The sequence below is a fragment of the Nocardia sp. FBN12 genome (genome assembly GCF_050320175.1).
GTDB lineage: Bacteria > Actinomycetota > Actinomycetes > Mycobacteriales > Mycobacteriaceae > Nocardia.
Genome location: NZ_CP190048.1, coordinates 5,951,102 through 5,967,641 on the forward strand (window position 1 = coordinate 5,951,102; position 16,540 = coordinate 5,967,641).

Below are 16,540 nucleotides of genomic sequence, written 5' to 3' on the forward strand. Positions count from 1 at the left end.
CCCGGTCGCCGGACGCACCCGAATCGGTGGACACCCCGTCACGACCGGTGCTTATGTGGTTGCCTTATCCTCACGTCAGCACATTTTTTCGCGCGTCAGCACTAGGGGGCTCCTCGATGACCACACTGGCCTCCGGACTCTTCATCGACTGGGAAGATCTGACGGGGCAGTCGAAGTTTGTGGTCGAGCTGATCAGTTTTCCGATTTTCAGTGCGCTCGCGGGATGGCTCACCAACTGGACCGGCGTGCTGATGCTGTTCTGGCCGCTGTATTTCAAGGGCTTCCGGGTACCGATGCTGCATGTGCTGTACCCGTATCTGCCACGGCGGGTGCAGGTGCTGCCGACGTTTTCCGGGGATGGGCGCAAGCTGGGCTTTCAGGGGTTCATCCCGGCGCGCTCGGAGAAGATGGCCAGCATCTGCGTGGACAAGGCGCTGATGCGGATCGGCAGTCCGCGCGACTTCATCCACGAACTCGACCTCGACGGGATCGGCGATTATCTCGCCGAGCGGGCGCGCGACGAAGTGGCGCCGATCGTCGACGAGATCATGAACCGGGAGAACCCCGACCTGTGGCGTTCGCTGCCGCGACCGGTGAAACAGGCCATCTACCAGCGGGTGGACCGGCAGTTGCCCGCCTTGTGCCGGCGCGCGTTCGAGAGCCTGGGCGACACCATCGACCAGCTGCTCGATGTGAAGAACTTCGTGATCAGGTACCTCGAGCAGAACCCGGCCATCCTCAAGGACCTGACCACCACCATCGCCGCGCCGGAGCTCAAGTTCATGGCGCGGATCGGGCTGCTCGGTGCGCCGTTCGGGCTCGTTCTCGCTCTCTACCTGCATATTCACTCGAGCATTCCCTACTGGGGGGCGATTCCGGCCTGGGTGATCGTGCTGTTCGCCTCGGCCATGATCGGGGTGACGGTGAACGTGATCGCGATCAAGATGGTGTTCGAACCCGGCGACCCGCAGCCGCGCTACAAGTACCTGTGGCGCCAGGCGCTGCTGGCCAAACGTCAGCCGCAGGCCGCCACCGACCTCGCGCACATCCTGGCCTACCAGGTGCTGACCGTGGAGAACCTGTCCAACGAGCTGCTGGAAGGGCCGAACGGGGACAAGACCCGCCAGCTCATCGAGCGGGTGGTGTCGGAGGAGATCCACAAGCAGCTCGGCGCTACCGCCTTCATGGTGCGGGCCGCGCTGGGCAAGCGCCAGTTCGAGAATCTGGCGGTCTCCGGCGCCGGTGCCGGGCTGATCTCGGCGCGCACGATGATCTCCGACGAGCAGTTCGTGCTGGAACAGGCGAAGAAGATCGACGACTTCGCCGCGCGCAAGCTACGGACACTGACGCCCGGCGAGTTCATGGAGATGTTCTACGCGTCGGTCGAACAGGACGCGTGGTTGCTGTACCTGCACGGCGGCGCGCTCGGCATCGGCGTCGGTGCGCTGCACCTGTTGACCTTCGGCTGGTAATAACAAGCACGCGTGCTTGCATTTTTCGATGGTCGCTGCGACTCTTGGTGACGACGGCGCACCGGTACCGGGTCGCGCCATGATCGGCAAGGGATTCCATGGCTGACCTCGCAGCGCTGCTCGACGATTTCGCCGCCGAATGCGCGGATCTCGAAAACCTGGTCGCACCGCTGACCCCCGAGCAGTGGCAGACGCCCACACCCGCCCCCCACTGGGACATCGCCACCCAGATCGCCCACCTGACCTGGACCGACGAGGTTTCGGTGATCGCCGCGACCGATGCCGATGCCTTCGCCGCGTTCGTCGCCGAAGCCGCGCCGCGGGTGCTGACCGTCGTCGACGAAGGTGCCGAGGAAATCGCCGAGACCCCGCCCGCCGACCTGCTGGTTCGCTGGCGGGCAGGTCGCGAACGGCTGATCGCCGCGCTGGCCGCCGTCCCCGCGGGCACCAAACTGCCCTGGTTCGGCCCGCCGATGAGCGCCGCGTCGATGATCTCGGCCAGGATCATGGAAACCTGGGCGCACGGCCAGGACGTCGCCGACGCGCTCGGCGTGACCCGCGTCCCCACAACCCGCCTGCGCACCGTGGCCCACATCAGCGTCCGCACCAGGAACTTCGCCTACATGGTGAACGGCGAATCGGGCCCGGCAGAGGAATTCCGGGTAGAACTCACCGCCCCCGACGGCACGCTCTGGACCTGGGGCCCCGAAGACGCCCCCCAGCGCGTCACCGGCCCCGCGGTCGACTTCTGCCTGATCACCACCCAGCGCCGACACCGCGCCGACACCGCCCTACGCACCGAGGGCCCCGACGCCGACCACTGGCTAGGCATCGCCCAAGCCTTCGCGGGCCCCCCTGGACAAGGCCGCGAACCCGGCCAGTTCACCTGACCAGGCCCCGAACAGGCGAGCGCCCTTCCCTGAGCGCCATTCGTGCCGACTGCCCCGGACATCATTGGCCGGGGGTAGACCTGCCGTGGCAGTCGTGAATGACGCTCGCCTGCCCCCTACAGGTACCCCTTACCCGGTGTGAGAAACACTTACCCACCCGAAAACACACTCCGACTAGGAGTGATACGGCATCGTTTCGGATGTGGCTCTGATCTCAGCGGTGTGAGGCGCCCCGCGTGCGCGGTACTCGGTACCGTGGGTATCAGCACGTGGCTTTCAACGATGCGGGCCCGTTCGTCTGGGTATACCCACACCCGCAGGAGGGAACCGCATCGTGACCGCACATCGACCTGGCCAGATCGTGCGCCTGTCCGCGATCGTCTGCTCCGGCGCTGCCAGCCTCTGCCTCACCGTGGCCGCGGGCGCCTACATCGTCAATCACATGCCGGAACTCGCGCCGCCGCCCGCGCAGGACTACGCGGGACCGGCCGCGCCGCCGAATCCCGGCCACCACCGGCCCTTTTCGATCGAGGACTCCGCACCACGCGGGAGCGTCGAGCTGGCCATGTCCTTCGGGGCGCCGACGCTGTCCACCGAACGGTCGGAGGTCGCCGCGACGCGCACGCCGATCACCGCGCTGCAGTCCGGTGTCGGTGCGCGACCTGGCAATTCGCCGCTGGCCGGACGGGTCGGGATCGGCGGCACGTATGTCGGCGCGCAAGTGCAGCCCGCCCGTAGTGACACCGTCGCGTTCACCGTGGACACCAACCTGGTGACGGTGGCGGCGAAATACCTCGGCCTGGCGCCTGATCCGGCCGCAGTCACCGCACTGCACACCGAGTTCGACTCGCGCCGTGGGGAATTGGTGTTCGTGCTGTCGGACCCCGCGCTCGGTAGCCACACGCTACGGGTGGAGCGAGTCGAAACACCGGCAGCCACGGAGCCCACGGTGACCGAGCCCGCCGCCGATCAAGCCGAGGCGCCGCGGTCGCCGACCGAGGAAGTGCCGACTACCGTCGGCGTGTGACTTCTCGCGGCACCTCGAGCGGTGCGTACGACTTCTGCGTGGTCGGCGGCGGCATCGTCGGCGTGGCCACCGCGCACCGGCTGCTGACCGCGTATCCCGATGCCACCCTCGTGCTCATCGAGAAGGAGTCCACGCTCGGCGCGCATCAGACCGGGCACAACAGCGGCGTCATCCACTCCGGGATCTACTACCCTCCGGACAGTTTGAAGGCGCGACTGTGCCGGGCCGGCGCGCAGTGGACCAAGGAATTCGCCGCGGCCCATGACATTCCGTTCCGTGAATGCGGAAAGTTGCTGGTCGCCACCGATTCCGCCGAACACGCGCGGATGCTCGCGCTGTACGAGCGCTCGATCGCCAACGGGGTGGAGGTCGAGGCGATCGATGCGGCCGAATTGCATCGGCGCGAACCCCGGATCACCGGTGTCGGAGCGCTTTTCGTACCCGCTACCGGCATCATCGACTACCCGAAGATCACTGCCGTATTGGCCGCGCAGATCCGGGCGATGGGCGGGGAGATCCGGCTCGACACCCAGGTCGACGCGATCACCGAAAATGTCTCAGCTGTCACGGTTTCGGGTCCGCGCGGTGCCGTCACCGCGAGCACGCTGATTGTCTGCGCGGGTTTGCAGGCCGACCGGATGGCTCGAAAGGCCGGGATCGACACCGACTTTCGCATCGTGCCGTTCCGCGGCGAGTACTACCGGCTCCCCGCCGAGCGGTCGGATCTGGTGCGCACGCTGATCTATCCGGTGCCCGACCCCGCGCTGCCGTTTCTCGGCGTCCACCTGAGCCCCACCATCGACGGCGAACTCACTGTCGGTCCGAACGCGGTGCTCGGGCTGTCGAGAGAGGGTTACCGCAAGGGCAGCGTGAACCGGCGCGACGCCATCGACGTGCTGAGCTTCGCCGGCGTGCGCCGGGTGGCCCGCGAGCACCTCACCACCGGCGTCCGCGAGCTCCGCAATTCGGTGTTCAAGCGCGGCTACCTCGCGCAATGCCGCAAGTACTGCCCCGAACTCACCACCGCCGATCTGCTCCCGTACCGCGCGGGTATCAGAGCGCAGGCGGTGCTCCGGGACGGCACGCTGGTGCACGACTTTCTCATCGAACGCACGCCGCGCTCGATCCATGTGCTCAACGCGCCTTCTCCGGCCGCCACCTCGGCGATGCCGATCGCGGAATACCTCGTCGAACAACTCTATTCCGCCAAATAAACAGGAGATTTGTAGTACTTTTAGGTCCTGTACGCATGGGCGATAAACCCATCCGGAGCAGGGAGGGCCGATGGGCCACATCAGGTTTGCGTGTGACGTCGGCGCACCGGTCGACGCCGCTTTCGCCTATGCCGAGGATTTCCGGCACGGACCGCGGTGGATGTTCGGCGTCACCGATGTCGCGTCGCTCGGCGAACCGGATCAGGGGCTGGGCGCCGCGTTCGCGGTGAAAGTCCGGTTGTTCGGGGTGATTCCGCTGCGCACGTCGGTGGAAATCACCGAATATCGGCGCAATGCGGTGATCGGGTATACCCTGCGTGGGCGGATATACGGAACCGTTACCCTGCGATTCGATCCACTCGGCTACGAACGGTCGGTGCTGACCTCCGAAGCCGACTATCCACCACCACGCGGCATGTTCGCCCGCCTGTGCCACCGACTCGGCCTCGCTGACGCGGCCGCGAGATCGGCACTGCGCCGAACGGAATCGCGGTTGCGAAGGGAGATAGAGGCATTCCACGGTACCGATCTTGTCGGCCGCATCGCCTAGGGTGGCGGTCATGATCATCGTGAGCACCGACGGGTCCTGCCTGCGCAATCCCGGCGGTGCCATCGGCTGGGCCTGGGTGAATCATGCCGGTCCCGCCGACAGTGGTGGCGCGGCCAGCGGCACCAACCAGATCGCCGAACTCCGCGGCGTGCTGGAGGCCATCCTCGCCCACCCCGGCGCCGAACCGATGCTCATCGAGAGCGACTCCCAGTACGCCATCAAGTGCGCCTCGGAATGGATCACCAGCTGGCGCCGCAACGGCTGGCGCACCTCCACCGGCGGCGCGGTGAAGAACGTCGAGATCATCAAGCAGATCGACCGCGCCATCACCGGTCGCGAAGGACCGGTGCGCTTCCGCTGGGTACGCGGCCATGTGGGCAACTATTTCAACGAACAGGCCGACAAATTGGCAGGCGAGGCGGCCAGGGCGGTCCGTGAGAACCCGGATCTCAGCCGCGAGCCCGCGCCCGTCGTGCCGGAACCAGCGAGGCTCCAGCGCCGGGAACCCGCGGCACCCGCCCCCATGAACACGGTCTCCACAGGGAAGTCGGTCGCATCCGATGCGCCAGTGGCAGGGACTCTCACCCTGTTCTAGGCGCGGTGCGACCGGAGTGGGACCGCACAACGAAACGCCGCGGGCGATGAATCTGCCCGCGGCGTTTCGGTTGTTGTCCTACCGGATCAGTTCCCCGGTGTCGGAGCAGGCGCCGGAGCCGGAGCCGGAGCGGGCACCGCCTCACCGGGCGCGGGCGCGGTCCCACCGGCAGCGCCGCCACCACCGTTCTTGAGCAGCGGCGAGTCCAGCTTGCTGACCAGCCACTTGTCACCGGAACGCTCGAGGCTCATCTCGATCGCGAACATCATCCGGTCGGGCTCGGTCTGGGTGAAGTTGGTGCGGTACTGGGTCATGGTGACCATGGCCTTGACGTCGTCGGTGCTGCCCGACATGTACGCGCACTGTACGTCTTCGCCGGTCGACTTGACCTGGGCCTGCACCATGGCGCCCTTGAGCGCCTCGCTGGCATCGCTGAACTCCTTGAGGTAGTCGCCGGTGGCGCCCGCCTTCATCGACGCGATGTAACCGTCGAGATCCTTGGAGTAGTCGTAGTTGGCCAGGATGGCGCCGTAATCACAGGCTGCCTTGGTCGACTCGGCGATGGCGTCGAGCTTCTCGGCCTTGTCGCTGTTCTGCAGGAAGAACACCACACCCGCGGTGATCGCGCCGACCGCGACCACACCGGCCACACCCGCGGCGATCCAGCCCGTCGAGCTCGATGCCGCGCTCGGGGCGGCCGGCGCCGGCGCCTCGCTCACGGTCTGTGCCTTGACAGTCGGCTGATCGACCTCGGGAGTCGCCGCCGCACCCTTCACGGTGTCGTCGGCCTTGGCCAGATCGGGCTTGTCTGCCGCGGCAGCATCGGACTTGCTCTGGGCATCGTCGCTGGTCATCGAATCAATCCTGCTCTTTCCCGGCGCACATATCGCACCGATTTCCGGTGTGTGGCCCGTGAGCCGGGCCACACGTCTCCCCGCGAGTATGCCCGGTCAAGCTGTGAACAGCCTGGCCGGGCAGCACTCACTTCGCGGGAATGGGCGTCCGTTCCCTCGGGTCGACGCCGGGTGGCATCTGGGCGCCGTTGTTGGGCACGTTCGGGCGCGGGGCGTTGGCCGAACCACGGATCTGCAGGTCGGCGCTCGGGTTGGTGCAGTAGTTCCACTTCGGAATACTGCCGTCCTGGACCTCTTCGTTGCGCCGGTACTCGGTGTCGTAGTTACACGTCGGACGCGGCCAGATGTCGATGATGGTGTGGAATTCACCCTCGTGCGCCGGAGCGCCGATCGCACCGAGACCCAGCGCCAGCGACGGGAACAGCACCCGCATGGCCGGCGTACGCAGCTGCGCCGCCTTGGTGATGGCCACGAAGTTGGCCGCCAGCGAGCTGATCGGATCGGCCGTCTTGTCCAGCACCGCGCCGAGCGACTCGAACTGACCCGGCGCGTTGTCGAGCACGCCCTGCAGCTCGGCATTGGCATTGTTGAACTGCGTGAGCAGCGCACCCGAATTCTGGGTGAGCGTCTGCAGATCGGGCTGGGCGTGCGAGGTGGTCTCGGCGATCACCCGCAGGTTGGCGATGAGATTCACCGTCTGCGGGAGCAGGTTGTCCAGACCCGCGACCACCAGGCTGACGCCGTTGATGAGGCCGCGCAGCTGATCGGGACCGGCGCCGAGCGCGATGTCGAGCTCGTCGAGGATCACGTCGAACTGCTGCGGATTCACCTGGGCGATCAGCGCGCTCGTGTCGTCGAGCACGGCCCACACCGGAACCGGTGTCTGGATCTGCTCCGGGCTGAACTTGATCACCGCGCCGTCGCTGAGGAACGGGCCGACATCGCTCTTCGGGCGGAAGTCGATGTACTGCTCGCCCGCCGCCGACAGGGCAGCGACCTGGATCATGGTGTCGACCGGGATCTTGAAGTCCTTGTCGATCCGGGTCTTGGCGGCGATCGCCTCGCCGTCGTTGATCAGTTCGATCGAGGTGACCTTGCCGATCCGGAAACCGCGCATGGTCACGTCGTTGCCCGGCTGCAGACCGCCGGAGCGGTCCAGGTTGACGGTGACGTCGTACTCGGAGCGCAGCGGATTCACCCGCATCACGTTGATCAGCAGGTAGGTCCCACCGAGGATGAGCACGACCACCAGTGCGCAGTTCGCCAGCAGGATCTTGCTGCTCGCGAACTTTTTCAGTCTGCTCATCGGTGGCCTCCCACTCGGCCCTGAACGACCTGCAGCACCTGGATGAAGCTGCCGACGAAATCGTTCACGTCTTTCATGTCCCAGAGCTTGCTGTTCGCCGGGTCGGTCAGCAGGCCGACATCGAGGTTGGTCAGCGTCGCGTACGGCGCCAGACTCTTGCCCTTCATCGTCTGGTTGGCACCGGGACGGATCGCGTGCAGTTGATCCATCACGTAACCGAAGTCGTCGCCGGTCGCGGCCAGCGCGTTCATCAGGTTGTCGAGATTGGTGAGCAGTTCGGACAGCTGGTCACCGGTGGTGTTGGAGTAGTCACCGATCGCGCCGGTGGCGGTGGCCAGCTTGGCGAGCAGATCGCCGATCGCCCGGTTGTTCTCGGCGATCGCGCCGATGGCCTGGGGCAGCGTGTCGGCCACCTGGCCGAGCTGACCCTTGTTGGCCTCGATGGTGTTGGCGAGGGTGTTGAACTCCGTGAGCACCGAGTCGACCTTGGTGCTGTTGGCGTTCAATTCGCCGATCACGCCGGTCATCTCGTAGATCAGATGCCCCAGCTCACCGCCGTGCCCGTTGAGGATCGAGCCGAGTTCGGTGCCGAGCCTGCTCAGGCTGGCGACACCACCACCGTTGAACAGCATCGACACCGACACCAGCAGCTCTTCCACGGTGGCGCCCGCCGACGTGGCTTCCAGGGTGAACGTGTCGCCCTCGACCATGTCGCCCGCGCCCGACGCGTTCTTCGGCTGGCTCAGCGAGATGAAGACGTCACCGAGGGGAGTGGCCTGGCGCAACTCCGCGGTACTGCCCTTGGGCAGCTTGAAGTCGGTGTTGATCTCCATGTCGACTTCGGCCTGGAAGTTCTTGGTCTTGATCGACGACACGACGCCGACATCGGAACCACCGACCTTCACCTTGGCCTGGTCGGGCAGGTTCAGCGCGTTCTCGAACTTCGCGTGGAGCGTGTAGGTCTCACCGCCGGTGCCCGGCTTGGGCAGCGGCAGATCCTCCACGGTGAAACCACAGCCGGTGGTGATGGCGACCGTGGCCAGTGCGGCCGCGGACAACATCGCGCGGCGGGCCTTCGTTGTCATACGTAGGGTCATTTCGTCAGTCCGAGCAGTGCGGCGGTGAGCCCGTAGTCGGGGCCGAAATCCTGAGCGTTTCCGCTGCGGCAACCCTCGGAGCGCATCTGGATCCGTTCGCAGAACACGCTGACGATCTCGCCCGAGAGCGTGGTACCGATCAGCGCCTGCAGGCGGACGAAGCCCTTTTCCTTGTTGATGGCTCCGTCGATGTTCTGCATGAGCAGCGGAACCACGTCCACGATCTCGACCATCGCGCCCGAGTTGGCGCGCAGCTGGTTGGTGACGTTGGTCAGGCCCGCCAGCGAGGCGGCCAGTTCGTCCTGGTGCCCGGCGAAGGTCGTCGAGGTGTTGTTCAGGAACTGGTTGAGCTGGTCGAGGGTGGCCTGCAGGCCGGGCGCCTGTTCGGCGAGCAGCCCCGACATGGCGGTCATCCGGTCGCTGAAGTCGCGCACCGACTGATCGTTGTCGGCCAGCATCGTCGTGAGCTCGTTGAGCTTGATGATGATGTTGGAGATGGCGTCCTTGTTGTCGACACCGACCTTCAGCGCGCCGGAGAGCGCGTCGAGGGTTTCCCTGATCTTCTGGCCGTTGCCGTTGAGCACCGGGTAGAGCACCCGGCCCGACAGCGGGCCGAGACCCTCCTGACCGGGTTCGGGCTTCAGCGCGGCGGCGAACTGGTCGATGGTCTTGATCATCGTGTCGAGTTCGACCGGCGTCCTGGTGCGCGCCTTGGGCAGGTGATCGCCGGACTTCAGCGTCTCACCGCCGGTGAAGGGCGGGCTCACCTCGATGTGCCGGTCGGTGACGATCGAGGGCGAGATGATCGCGGCGATCGCGTCTTTCGGGATCTTCACGCCCGCGTCGATGGTCATGTGGACCTCGACGTAGGTGCCCTTCGGCACGATCTTGTCGACCTTGCCCACCGCCAGGCCGAGGACCATGATCTCGTTGCCCTCGTACATGCCCGCGATGTTCTCGAAGTCGGCGGTGATCTTGGTCGAGCGGCCGAGCGCGTCGTCGAACTGGCTGGGCAGCAGCGAGCAGCTGCCGAGGGCCAGCGCGGTGGCGGTGATCATCATCGTCCGCGCGATGCGGAGCTTGTTGGTCAGTTTCATCCTTGGCACCCCTGGATCACCTGAACGAAGCACAGCCAGTTGTCGGGGAACACCCACGGCAGTGCGACCGAACCGTAGTTACCGTTGCCGAGCGCGTTGTTGAAGTAGCGCGCCGTCGGCTGACCGATCTGCAGCAGCTTGTCGAGATTGTCCTTGTTCTTCTGCAGGCCCTCGGCCATGGTGTTGAGCTGGGCGATCGTGCCGCCGAACTGGTCACCGTTCTCGGCGCCGATCTCCTCCAGCTGGCGGGTCAGCGTGGCGACATTGTCGAGCAGCTGACGCAGCAGGTTCTGCCGTTCCATCACCCGGTTGGCGATGGCCTCGCCCTGGGTGATCACGAGCAGGATCGAGTTGCGGTTGTCGGCGAGCAGCTGGGTGACCCGGTTGAGGTCCTTGATCAGGCTGTCCACCTCACCCTTGCGCTGGTCGACCACCTTGGCGACCGCGCCGACGCTGTCGAGCGCCTGGGCGACCAGCTCCGGCGAATCACCGAGCTGGGAGTTGATGGTGTTGAGCGAGGCGGCGAGCTTCTTGGTGTCGAGCGCCTCGAACTTCGGCGTACCGACCTGCACCACATCGGCGATGTTGTACGGAACGTCGGTGTTGGAGCGCGGGATCGTGTCGTTCTTCAGCCCCGATCCGTCGCCGGGCTGCAGGTCGACATAACGCGCGCCGAGCAGGGTCGCCATCTTGATCGCGGCGTGCGCGTCGGGACCGAGCTTCAGCGAGCTGTCCACATCGAGGGTGACCACCACGTGATCGCCCTCGATCTTGGCGCCGGAAACCGTGCCGACCTGCACACCCGAGACCGCGACCTTGTCGCCGGTCTTGATGCCCGCGGCCTGCACGAATTCCGCGTCGATGGACTGCTTTCCGAGTCCGATGAACTGGAAGATGCTCGAACCGACCAGCAGCAGCACGATGCACAGGCCACCGACCACACCCAGCCAGAAGTTGCGGTTACCGACGAACGCTGACTTGATCTTGCTCATCTGCACACCTCGGAATGGCCGTTGCCACCGATCTGGCTGAACAGGCCGCGCGGGAAGAGAACCCCGTACAGCGAGATGTCCAGGCCACACAGGTAGGCGTTGGCGTGGGTACCCTCCGACGTCATCCGGCCGAGGTCGGCGAGCATCGAGGGCATGTCGATCGCGACCTGGTCGAGCTTGGCGCCGTTGGCCAGCAGCAGGTTCAGTGCCGCGGTGGAGGAGTTCTGGGCCATCGCCAGCTTGGGCTGGATCTTGGTCATCATCCCGACCAGCGCGGTCGTCGAATCGGCGAGCGTGGCCGTGGAAGCCTGCAGCGACTGACCCTGGTCGTAGAGTCCGCCGATCAACGCCCGGGTCTGGGTAACCAGGGTCTCCAATTCATCCCCTCGCTTTGCCAACCCGGCCATCACCCCGGACAGGTTGGTGATCACGTCGGACAAGATCGCGTCGCGACGCTGGAAATCGGTGGCCAGCTGGGCGGCCTGAATGATGAAGGCCGACAACGACACTCCGTCACCCTGCAGCGCCTGGATCAAGGTCTCCGACATCGCGTTGACCTCGGCGGGCTCGAGCGCCTGGAACAGCGGCTGGAAACCGTTGAGCAGGGCCGAGATATCGAACGAGGGCTCGGTGCGATCGAGCGGAATGGTGGCACCGCTCTTGAGCGCCTCCGGGCTCGGCGTGCTGCCCGGAGTCAGCGCGACGTAGCGCTGGCCGATCAGGTTCTGGTACCTGACCAGCGCCTTGGTGTCGTTGAACAGGGTCTGGTCGCTCTGCACGATGAACGACACCTTGGCGTCGTTCTTGCCGTCGAGCTCGATTTTCTCGACCTTGCCGACGCGCACGCCGGCCATCCGGACATCGTCGCCGGGCCGCAGCCCGAGGACATCGGTGAAGATCGCGGTGTACTTGCGGGTGTCACCGTCGACCGTGCGGGCGAGTGTGTTCCACACGACCACGGTGACGAGCAGTGAGACGATCGCGAAGATACTGAACCCGATCAGCGGCTTGCGGATACTCATGCGCCACCCCCGTTTTCGGACACTTGCAGGGTTCCGCCCTTCAAAATCGGACCGAGCAGCAGATATTCGGACGCGTTCGGCTTGCGACCGAGCAGCTGAGTCATCGCCGCGTCACCGGTGTAGGAGATCGGCGTCGCGGCGGGCGTTGTCGCCGGAGCGGGCGCCGCGGCCGGTGCGGCCGCCGGAGCGGGCGCGCCACCCAGCACACCGGGCAGGCCCGGAATCTGGATCGGCGGAACGATGCCCTCGAGTGGCGTGCCCTGGAACGGCTTGATCTCGGTGCCGCCCGCGGTCTGCATCGGCGCGACACCGGGACTGGTCAGGCCCGGAATGTCGGGCATACCCGGGAGCGATACCAGCGGCGGCAGGCCGGCCGCGGAGTCGAGCTTGCGCGGACGCAGGTTGTCCGGAATCGGCGGCAGGGAAACCTCGGCCGGTGCGGTGAAGCAGCTCGGGCCGAGCAGGTCGCCGTAGCGCGGGCAGTCGGCGACGGTGTTGGGCCGGTAGGGCGTCAGCGTGAGGCCGGCGTTCCACACCATCTGCTTGCCGCTCGGGCCACCGTGGAAGGTGGTGTTGAGCTGAGCCAGCGAGGGACCGAAGACCCGGAACAACTCGGTGATCGAGGCGGGCTCGGCGGCCAGCGCACCGAGGGTGGCGTTCATGCCGACCGTAACTTCCTTACCCACATCGGGATTCGTGGCGAACAGGTCGTTCACCCGATCCGTGGTGGCGCTAGCACCGGCCAGCAGCGCGATCAGCTGTTCACGCTTGGTGGCGATGGTGTTCGCGGTCTGCACCGAGGAGCCGAGCACATCGAGCAGTTCCGGGGCCGACTGGTTGAGCGCGTGCGCGGAGTTGGAGAAGTTGTCCAGCATCCCGCCCACGTTCGGGCCCGCGTCGGCGACCGTGGTGAGCCAGTGGTCGAGGCGCTGGATGGTCGAGCCTGGGACCCGGCCGCTGCCGTCGAGTGCCTGGGTGAGCGTGCCGAGCACGCGACCGAGCTGCACCGGATCGACCTCGTTGAGGATGTCGCGCACCGTGGTGAGCGTGTCCTGCAGCGCGATCGTGCCCTGGCTGCGGTCCTCGGGGATCTGCGATCCCTCTTTCAGGTGCTGGCTGTTCGCGCCGTTGTAGACCAGCTCCACGGAGGTGACCGCGAAGAGGTTGGACGGCACGACGCGTGCGGTGACGGTGTTCGGAATGCCGTCGGCGAACTCGGGCTTGAGCTCGATGTTCACCTTCTGCTCGGCGCTCTTGCCGATCTCGACGTTCTTCACCACGCCGACGAGCACGCCGCGGAACTTCACATCGGCATCGGAGGGCAGGCCGTCACCGGTGGTCGACAGGTTCGCGACCACGTTGACCTTGGGGACGAAGTAGCCCTGGTAGCGGGCCGTGAGGAAAGCCAGGATTACGCCGAAGACGATCAAACCGGCAGTACCGGCCACGTACAACTGCTTCATGGTGGGACCGCGCCCACTGGGATCGATGATCATCGCGCGCTTACCCCGAGATCCTGATGCCGGGGTTGATGCCCCAGATCGCCAATGTCATGAGGAGGTCGGCGAACACGACCAGGATGATGCACATCTTGATCGCGCGACCGGCCGCCACGCCGACGCCTTCGGGACCACCCGAGGCGAAGAAGCCGTAGTAGCACTGGATGAACGTCGTGATCATGACGAAGATGATCACCTTGAGCAGGGAGTAGAGCACGTCCGTCGGCACCAGGAATTGGAAGAAGTAATGCGAGTAGGTGCCCGCCGCGGTACCGCCGATCAACTGCACGGTGACCGAGCAGGCCAGGTATGCCGTGGTCAGACCGACTGCGTACAGCGGCACGATCGCCATCACCGCGGCCATCATCCTGGTGCTGACCAGATAGGGCAGCGGGCGGATGGCCACCGACTCGAGCGCGTCGATCTCCTCGGAGATGCGCATGGCGCCCAGCTGTGCGGTGAACCGGCAGCCCGCCTGGGCCGCAAAGGCCAATGCCGCCAGCAGCGGGCCGAGTTCGCGAGTGGTCGCGAAGGCCGAGATCGCGCCGGTGATGGGGCTCAGACCCAGCAGGTTCAGTGAGGTATGGCCCTGAATGGCCACGGTCATCCCGCCGAAGGCGCTGATGATCAGGATGACGCCGATGGTGCCACCACCGACGACGATATTGCCGTTACCCCAGGTGACGTCGGAGAGCAGTCGCCAGATCTCCTTCGGGTACTGCTTGAAGGCCAGCGGAATGGAGCCGACCGAACGCAGGAAGAAGAAGACCTGATGGCCGAGGCGGGCAAGCAGGTCGCCGGGCGCCTTGCTCGCTTTCTGCAGCGACCGGATCGGCCGCAGTAGCGGAGGTACGTAAGTAGATGACATGGCTCAGACCACCTGTGGGGGGAATACGGCGGAGTAGATCTGGGTGATCGCCACGTTGACACCGAGCAGCATGACGGTGGAGCTGACCACCGCGGAGTTCACCGCGTTGGCGACACCACCGGGACCGCCGCGAGCGTTCAGGCCGCAGTCGCAGGCGATGATGGAGGCGATCAGACCGAACAGCACCGACTTCAACAGCGCCACCGCGAGGTCGCGGGTGACCGCGAACGAGGCGAAGGTGCTCATGTAGGAGCCGGGCGTACCGCCCTGGGCGAAGATGTTGAACATGTAGCCGGTCAGGAAGCCGACGAAGACGACGAACCCGCAGAGCAGGAAGCTGACCAGCATCGCGGCGCCGAGGCGGGGAGCCACCAGGCGGCGCAGCGGGTCGACACCCATGACCTTCATCGCGTCGATCTCTTCACGGATGGTGCGCGAGCCGAGGTCGGCGCAGATGGCCGAACCGACGGCGCCCGCGATCATCAGCGCGGTGACCAGTGGGGCGCCCTGCTGAATGATGCCGAGGCCGTTGGCCGCGCCGATGAACGAGGTCGCACCGACCTGGCCCGCGACCGCGCCGACCTGGATCGAGACGATCACCGCGATCGGAATGGCGACCAACAACGTCGGCGCCGCGGCGACACTCGCCATGAACGCGGACTGCCGAACGAACTCGTCGAAAGGAAAGCGCCGACGGAAGATCGCGACGAACAACTCCGTGATCGCTTCGATACCCATCGTGATCTGTCGACCGAAGGTTTCCAGCGACTTCTTCGGGTGGTCGTCCCAAAGGCCCTTCGTCCAGTCGACAGCCTCGCTGACTCGTGAACGTGTGGGCGGACTCTCGGTCGACTGCACTGCATAACCCCTCTCGACGTCGGACCCTCAACGCCCCGACGACTTGTTTGCTTGACGCACCTTACTACGGAGTAGCGCAGAACACATCACCGACATGTGAGCGCTGTCATAGATAGAGGTCACTGTCCGAAACGGCTATGAGACACGTCATCCCGGACCTTACAACGCACAATTGTCGGCGTTCCGTGGATTACGCATGTAGCTGTTTCCCACATGGTTTCCCAGTACCGGCGGTCGCGCTCGAGGAATTTCGCGGAACTTTGTCATTCATAACGAATCCCTCGCCGAATTATCTGAACAAATCACGTGTGAAACATTAACGACGCGCCGGGACACGATTTTCGATAGAGGATCGCTATCATCTTCGACCGCCGCGTCGGACCGGATTCGGCCAGCAACCGCACCGGTCCGGGGGCGCGCCCGGGACCGAATACAGGCACGATAGACAGACCGTATTGATATCGTGCGAACTTCCGACATCTGGAGGGACATGTTCAGCAAACTCGCCAAGGTGGCCAACGCCGCCTTCGCCGTCGCGCTCGGTGCGGCTCTGCTCGGCACCGGCGCGGCCACCGCGCAAGCAGGCCCCCCGGTGATCGGCGGCGGCTCCGGCATCGTGATCGACAACGCGTTCGAGTGCACCGTCACCACGGTCGGGCACGATGGGGCAGGCAGGCTGGTCGGGCTCACCGCGGGTCACTGCGGTGACGCGGGCGCGACGGTCAGCGCGGAGGTGGACCGGGGCTACGGCGAGATCGGCCGATTCGCGTACAGCAACAATGAACTCGACTACGCGGTCATCGAGTTCACGCCGGGCCGGATCACCCCGGTCAACCGGATCGGCAATGTGAGCATCACCGGTGTCGGCGGGCCCGCGCAGTTCCCGACGATCGTCTGTAAGGAAGGCCGGACCACCGGCAACACCTGCGGCATCACCTGGGGCGACGTTTTCCAGACCAATACCGAGACCTGGTCGCAGATGTGCGTGGTCGAGGGCGATTCCGGCGCGCCGGTCGTCGTCGGGTCGACGCTGGTCGGCATGGTGAACGCCTACCTGGCCATGGCCTGCATCGGGCCCGAGGTCGGCACGAACATGAACTCGATCATGGACGACGTCAACGCCCGCGGCGGCGTCGGTGCGGGTTTCCACCCGATCTAGGTCCCTTCTCGTCGGGGGTGTCGAGCGGGTCGCGTGGTTG

General features: G+C 65.7%; 16 protein-coding genes. 7 read left to right on the forward strand and 9 right to left on the reverse strand.

All coding sequences use genetic code 11. The features are described from left to right. The first annotated feature begins 116 nt into the window (after positions 1-116). The 6 genes from ACQHI0_RS28120 to ACQHI0_RS28145 all read left to right on the forward strand — a co-directional run bounded on the left by ACQHI0_RS28120 (position 117) and on the right by ACQHI0_RS28145 (position 5,748). The gene (locus ACQHI0_RS28120) at positions 117-1,472 is read left to right on the forward strand and encodes a hypothetical protein (RefSeq protein WP_427904783.1); all 1,356 of its coding nucleotides are present in this window, start codon (positions 117-119) and stop codon (positions 1,470-1,472) included. A gap of 98 nt (positions 1,473-1,570) precedes the next feature. Continuing rightward, positions 1,571-2,362, forward strand: coding sequence for a TIGR03084 family metal-binding protein (locus ACQHI0_RS28125; RefSeq protein WP_427904784.1), 792 nt, complete (start codon positions 1,571-1,573; stop codon positions 2,360-2,362). Between the two features lie 334 nt (positions 2,363-2,696). Continuing rightward, positions 2,697-3,389 carry a hypothetical protein gene (locus ACQHI0_RS28130; protein WP_427904785.1) on the forward strand — a complete coding sequence of 231 codons (693 nt, stop codon included), beginning with the start codon at positions 2,697-2,699 and terminating at the stop codon, positions 3,387-3,389. Beyond that, positions 3,386-4,603 (forward strand): L-2-hydroxyglutarate oxidase, encoded by a 1,218-nt coding sequence (gene lhgO / locus ACQHI0_RS28135; protein WP_427904786.1) that lies wholly within the window; start codon positions 3,386-3,388, stop codon positions 4,601-4,603. The genes ACQHI0_RS28130 and lhgO overlap by 4 nt, the downstream gene beginning before the upstream one ends. A gap of 70 nt (positions 4,604-4,673) precedes the next feature. Then, complete coding sequence (locus tag ACQHI0_RS28140; RefSeq protein ID WP_427904787.1) at positions 4,674-5,153, forward strand: SRPBCC family protein; 480 nt, start codon at positions 4,674-4,676, stop codon at positions 5,151-5,153. A gap of 10 nt (positions 5,154-5,163) precedes the next feature. Then, on the forward strand, positions 5,164-5,748 hold the full coding sequence (locus ACQHI0_RS28145; protein WP_427904788.1) for a ribonuclease H family protein: 585 nt from the start codon (positions 5,164-5,166) through the stop codon (positions 5,746-5,748). An 86-nt stretch (positions 5,749-5,834) separates the two neighbouring features. Here the strand turns inward: ACQHI0_RS28145 and ACQHI0_RS28150 are convergent, their stop codons facing one another. The 9 genes from ACQHI0_RS28150 to ACQHI0_RS28190 all read right to left on the reverse strand — a co-directional run bounded on the left by ACQHI0_RS28150 (position 5,835) and on the right by ACQHI0_RS28190 (position 15,341). Then, entirely contained in the window at positions 5,835-6,602 is a 768-nt protein-coding gene (locus tag ACQHI0_RS28150) for a hypothetical protein (protein WP_427904789.1), read from the reverse strand. A 127-nt stretch (positions 6,603-6,729) separates the two neighbouring features. Then, positions 6,730-7,908: an MlaD family protein gene (locus ACQHI0_RS28155; protein WP_427904790.1), complete on the reverse strand. Its 1,179-nt coding sequence runs from the start codon at positions 7,906-7,908 to the stop codon at positions 6,730-6,732. Next, positions 7,905-8,993 carry an MCE family protein gene (locus ACQHI0_RS28160; RefSeq protein ID WP_427904791.1) on the reverse strand — a complete coding sequence of 363 codons (1,089 nt, stop codon included), beginning with the start codon at positions 8,991-8,993 and terminating at the stop codon, positions 7,905-7,907. Before ACQHI0_RS28160 ends, ACQHI0_RS28155 begins: the two co-directional genes overlap by 4 nt. 8 nt (positions 8,994-9,001) lie before the next feature. Continuing rightward, complete coding sequence (locus ACQHI0_RS28165) at positions 9,002-10,102, reverse strand: MCE family protein (protein ID WP_427904792.1); 1,101 nt, start codon at positions 10,100-10,102, stop codon at positions 9,002-9,004. Further along, positions 10,099-11,094 (reverse strand): MCE family protein, encoded by a 996-nt coding sequence (locus ACQHI0_RS28170; RefSeq protein WP_427904793.1) that lies wholly within the window; start codon positions 11,092-11,094, stop codon positions 10,099-10,101. The genes ACQHI0_RS28165 and ACQHI0_RS28170 overlap by 4 nt, the downstream gene beginning before the upstream one ends. Continuing rightward, entirely contained in the window at positions 11,091-12,116 is a 1,026-nt protein-coding gene (locus ACQHI0_RS28175) for an MCE family protein (RefSeq protein WP_427904794.1), read from the reverse strand. Before ACQHI0_RS28175 ends, ACQHI0_RS28170 begins: the two co-directional genes overlap by 4 nt. Beyond that, the gene (locus ACQHI0_RS28180) at positions 12,113-13,612 is read right to left on the reverse strand and encodes an MlaD family protein (RefSeq protein WP_427904795.1); all 1,500 of its coding nucleotides are present in this window, start codon (positions 13,610-13,612) and stop codon (positions 12,113-12,115) included. Before ACQHI0_RS28180 ends, ACQHI0_RS28175 begins: the two co-directional genes overlap by 4 nt. A gap of 7 nt (positions 13,613-13,619) precedes the next feature. Then, complete coding sequence (locus tag ACQHI0_RS28185; RefSeq protein WP_427904796.1) at positions 13,620-14,483, reverse strand: MlaE family ABC transporter permease; 864 nt, start codon at positions 14,481-14,483, stop codon at positions 13,620-13,622. 3 nt (positions 14,484-14,486) lie between these two features. After that, positions 14,487-15,341, reverse strand: coding sequence for an MlaE family ABC transporter permease (locus ACQHI0_RS28190; RefSeq protein WP_427904797.1), 855 nt, complete (start codon positions 15,339-15,341; stop codon positions 14,487-14,489). A 490-nt stretch (positions 15,342-15,831) separates the two neighbouring features. Here ACQHI0_RS28190 and ACQHI0_RS28195 point away from each other — a divergent pair, with 490 nt between their 5' ends. Further along, entirely contained in the window at positions 15,832-16,500 is a 669-nt protein-coding gene (locus ACQHI0_RS28195; RefSeq protein WP_427904798.1) for a S1 family peptidase, read from the forward strand. The last annotated feature ends 40 nt before the right edge of the window (positions 16,501-16,540 follow it).

Coding starts and splice junctions, on each gene's coding strand:
- ACQHI0_RS28175 (WP_427904794.1), bottom strand. CDS start 12,116: ATGAGTATCCGCAAGCCGCTGATCGGGTTCAGTATCTTCGCGATCGTC.
- ACQHI0_RS28165 (WP_427904792.1), bottom strand. CDS start 10,102: ATGAAACTGACCAACAAGCTCCGCATCGCGCGGACGATGATGATCACC.
- ACQHI0_RS28145 (WP_427904788.1), top strand. CDS start 5,164: ATGATCATCGTGAGCACCGACGGGTCCTGCCTGCGCAATCCCGGCGGT.
- ACQHI0_RS28150 (WP_427904789.1), bottom strand. CDS start 6,602: ATGACCAGCGACGATGCCCAGAGCAAGTCCGATGCTGCCGCGGCAGAC.
- ACQHI0_RS28180 (WP_427904795.1), bottom strand. CDS start 13,612: ATGATCATCGATCCCAGTGGGCGCGGTCCCACCATGAAGCAGTTGTAC.
- ACQHI0_RS28170 (WP_427904793.1), bottom strand. CDS start 11,094: ATGAGCAAGATCAAGTCAGCGTTCGTCGGTAACCGCAACTTCTGGCTG.
- ACQHI0_RS28160 (WP_427904791.1), bottom strand. CDS start 8,993: ATGACAACGAAGGCCCGCCGCGCGATGTTGTCCGCGGCCGCACTGGCC.
- ACQHI0_RS28140 (WP_427904787.1), top strand. CDS start 4,674: ATGGGCCACATCAGGTTTGCGTGTGACGTCGGCGCACCGGTCGACGCC.
- ACQHI0_RS28120 (WP_427904783.1), top strand. CDS start 117: ATGACCACACTGGCCTCCGGACTCTTCATCGACTGGGAAGATCTGACG.
- ACQHI0_RS28125 (WP_427904784.1), top strand. CDS start 1,571: ATGGCTGACCTCGCAGCGCTGCTCGACGATTTCGCCGCCGAATGCGCG.
- ACQHI0_RS28185 (WP_427904796.1), bottom strand. CDS start 14,483: ATGTCATCTACTTACGTACCTCCGCTACTGCGGCCGATCCGGTCGCTG.
- ACQHI0_RS28195 (WP_427904798.1), top strand. CDS start 15,832: ATGTTCAGCAAACTCGCCAAGGTGGCCAACGCCGCCTTCGCCGTCGCG.
- ACQHI0_RS28155 (WP_427904790.1), bottom strand. CDS start 7,908: ATGAGCAGACTGAAAAAGTTCGCGAGCAGCAAGATCCTGCTGGCGAAC.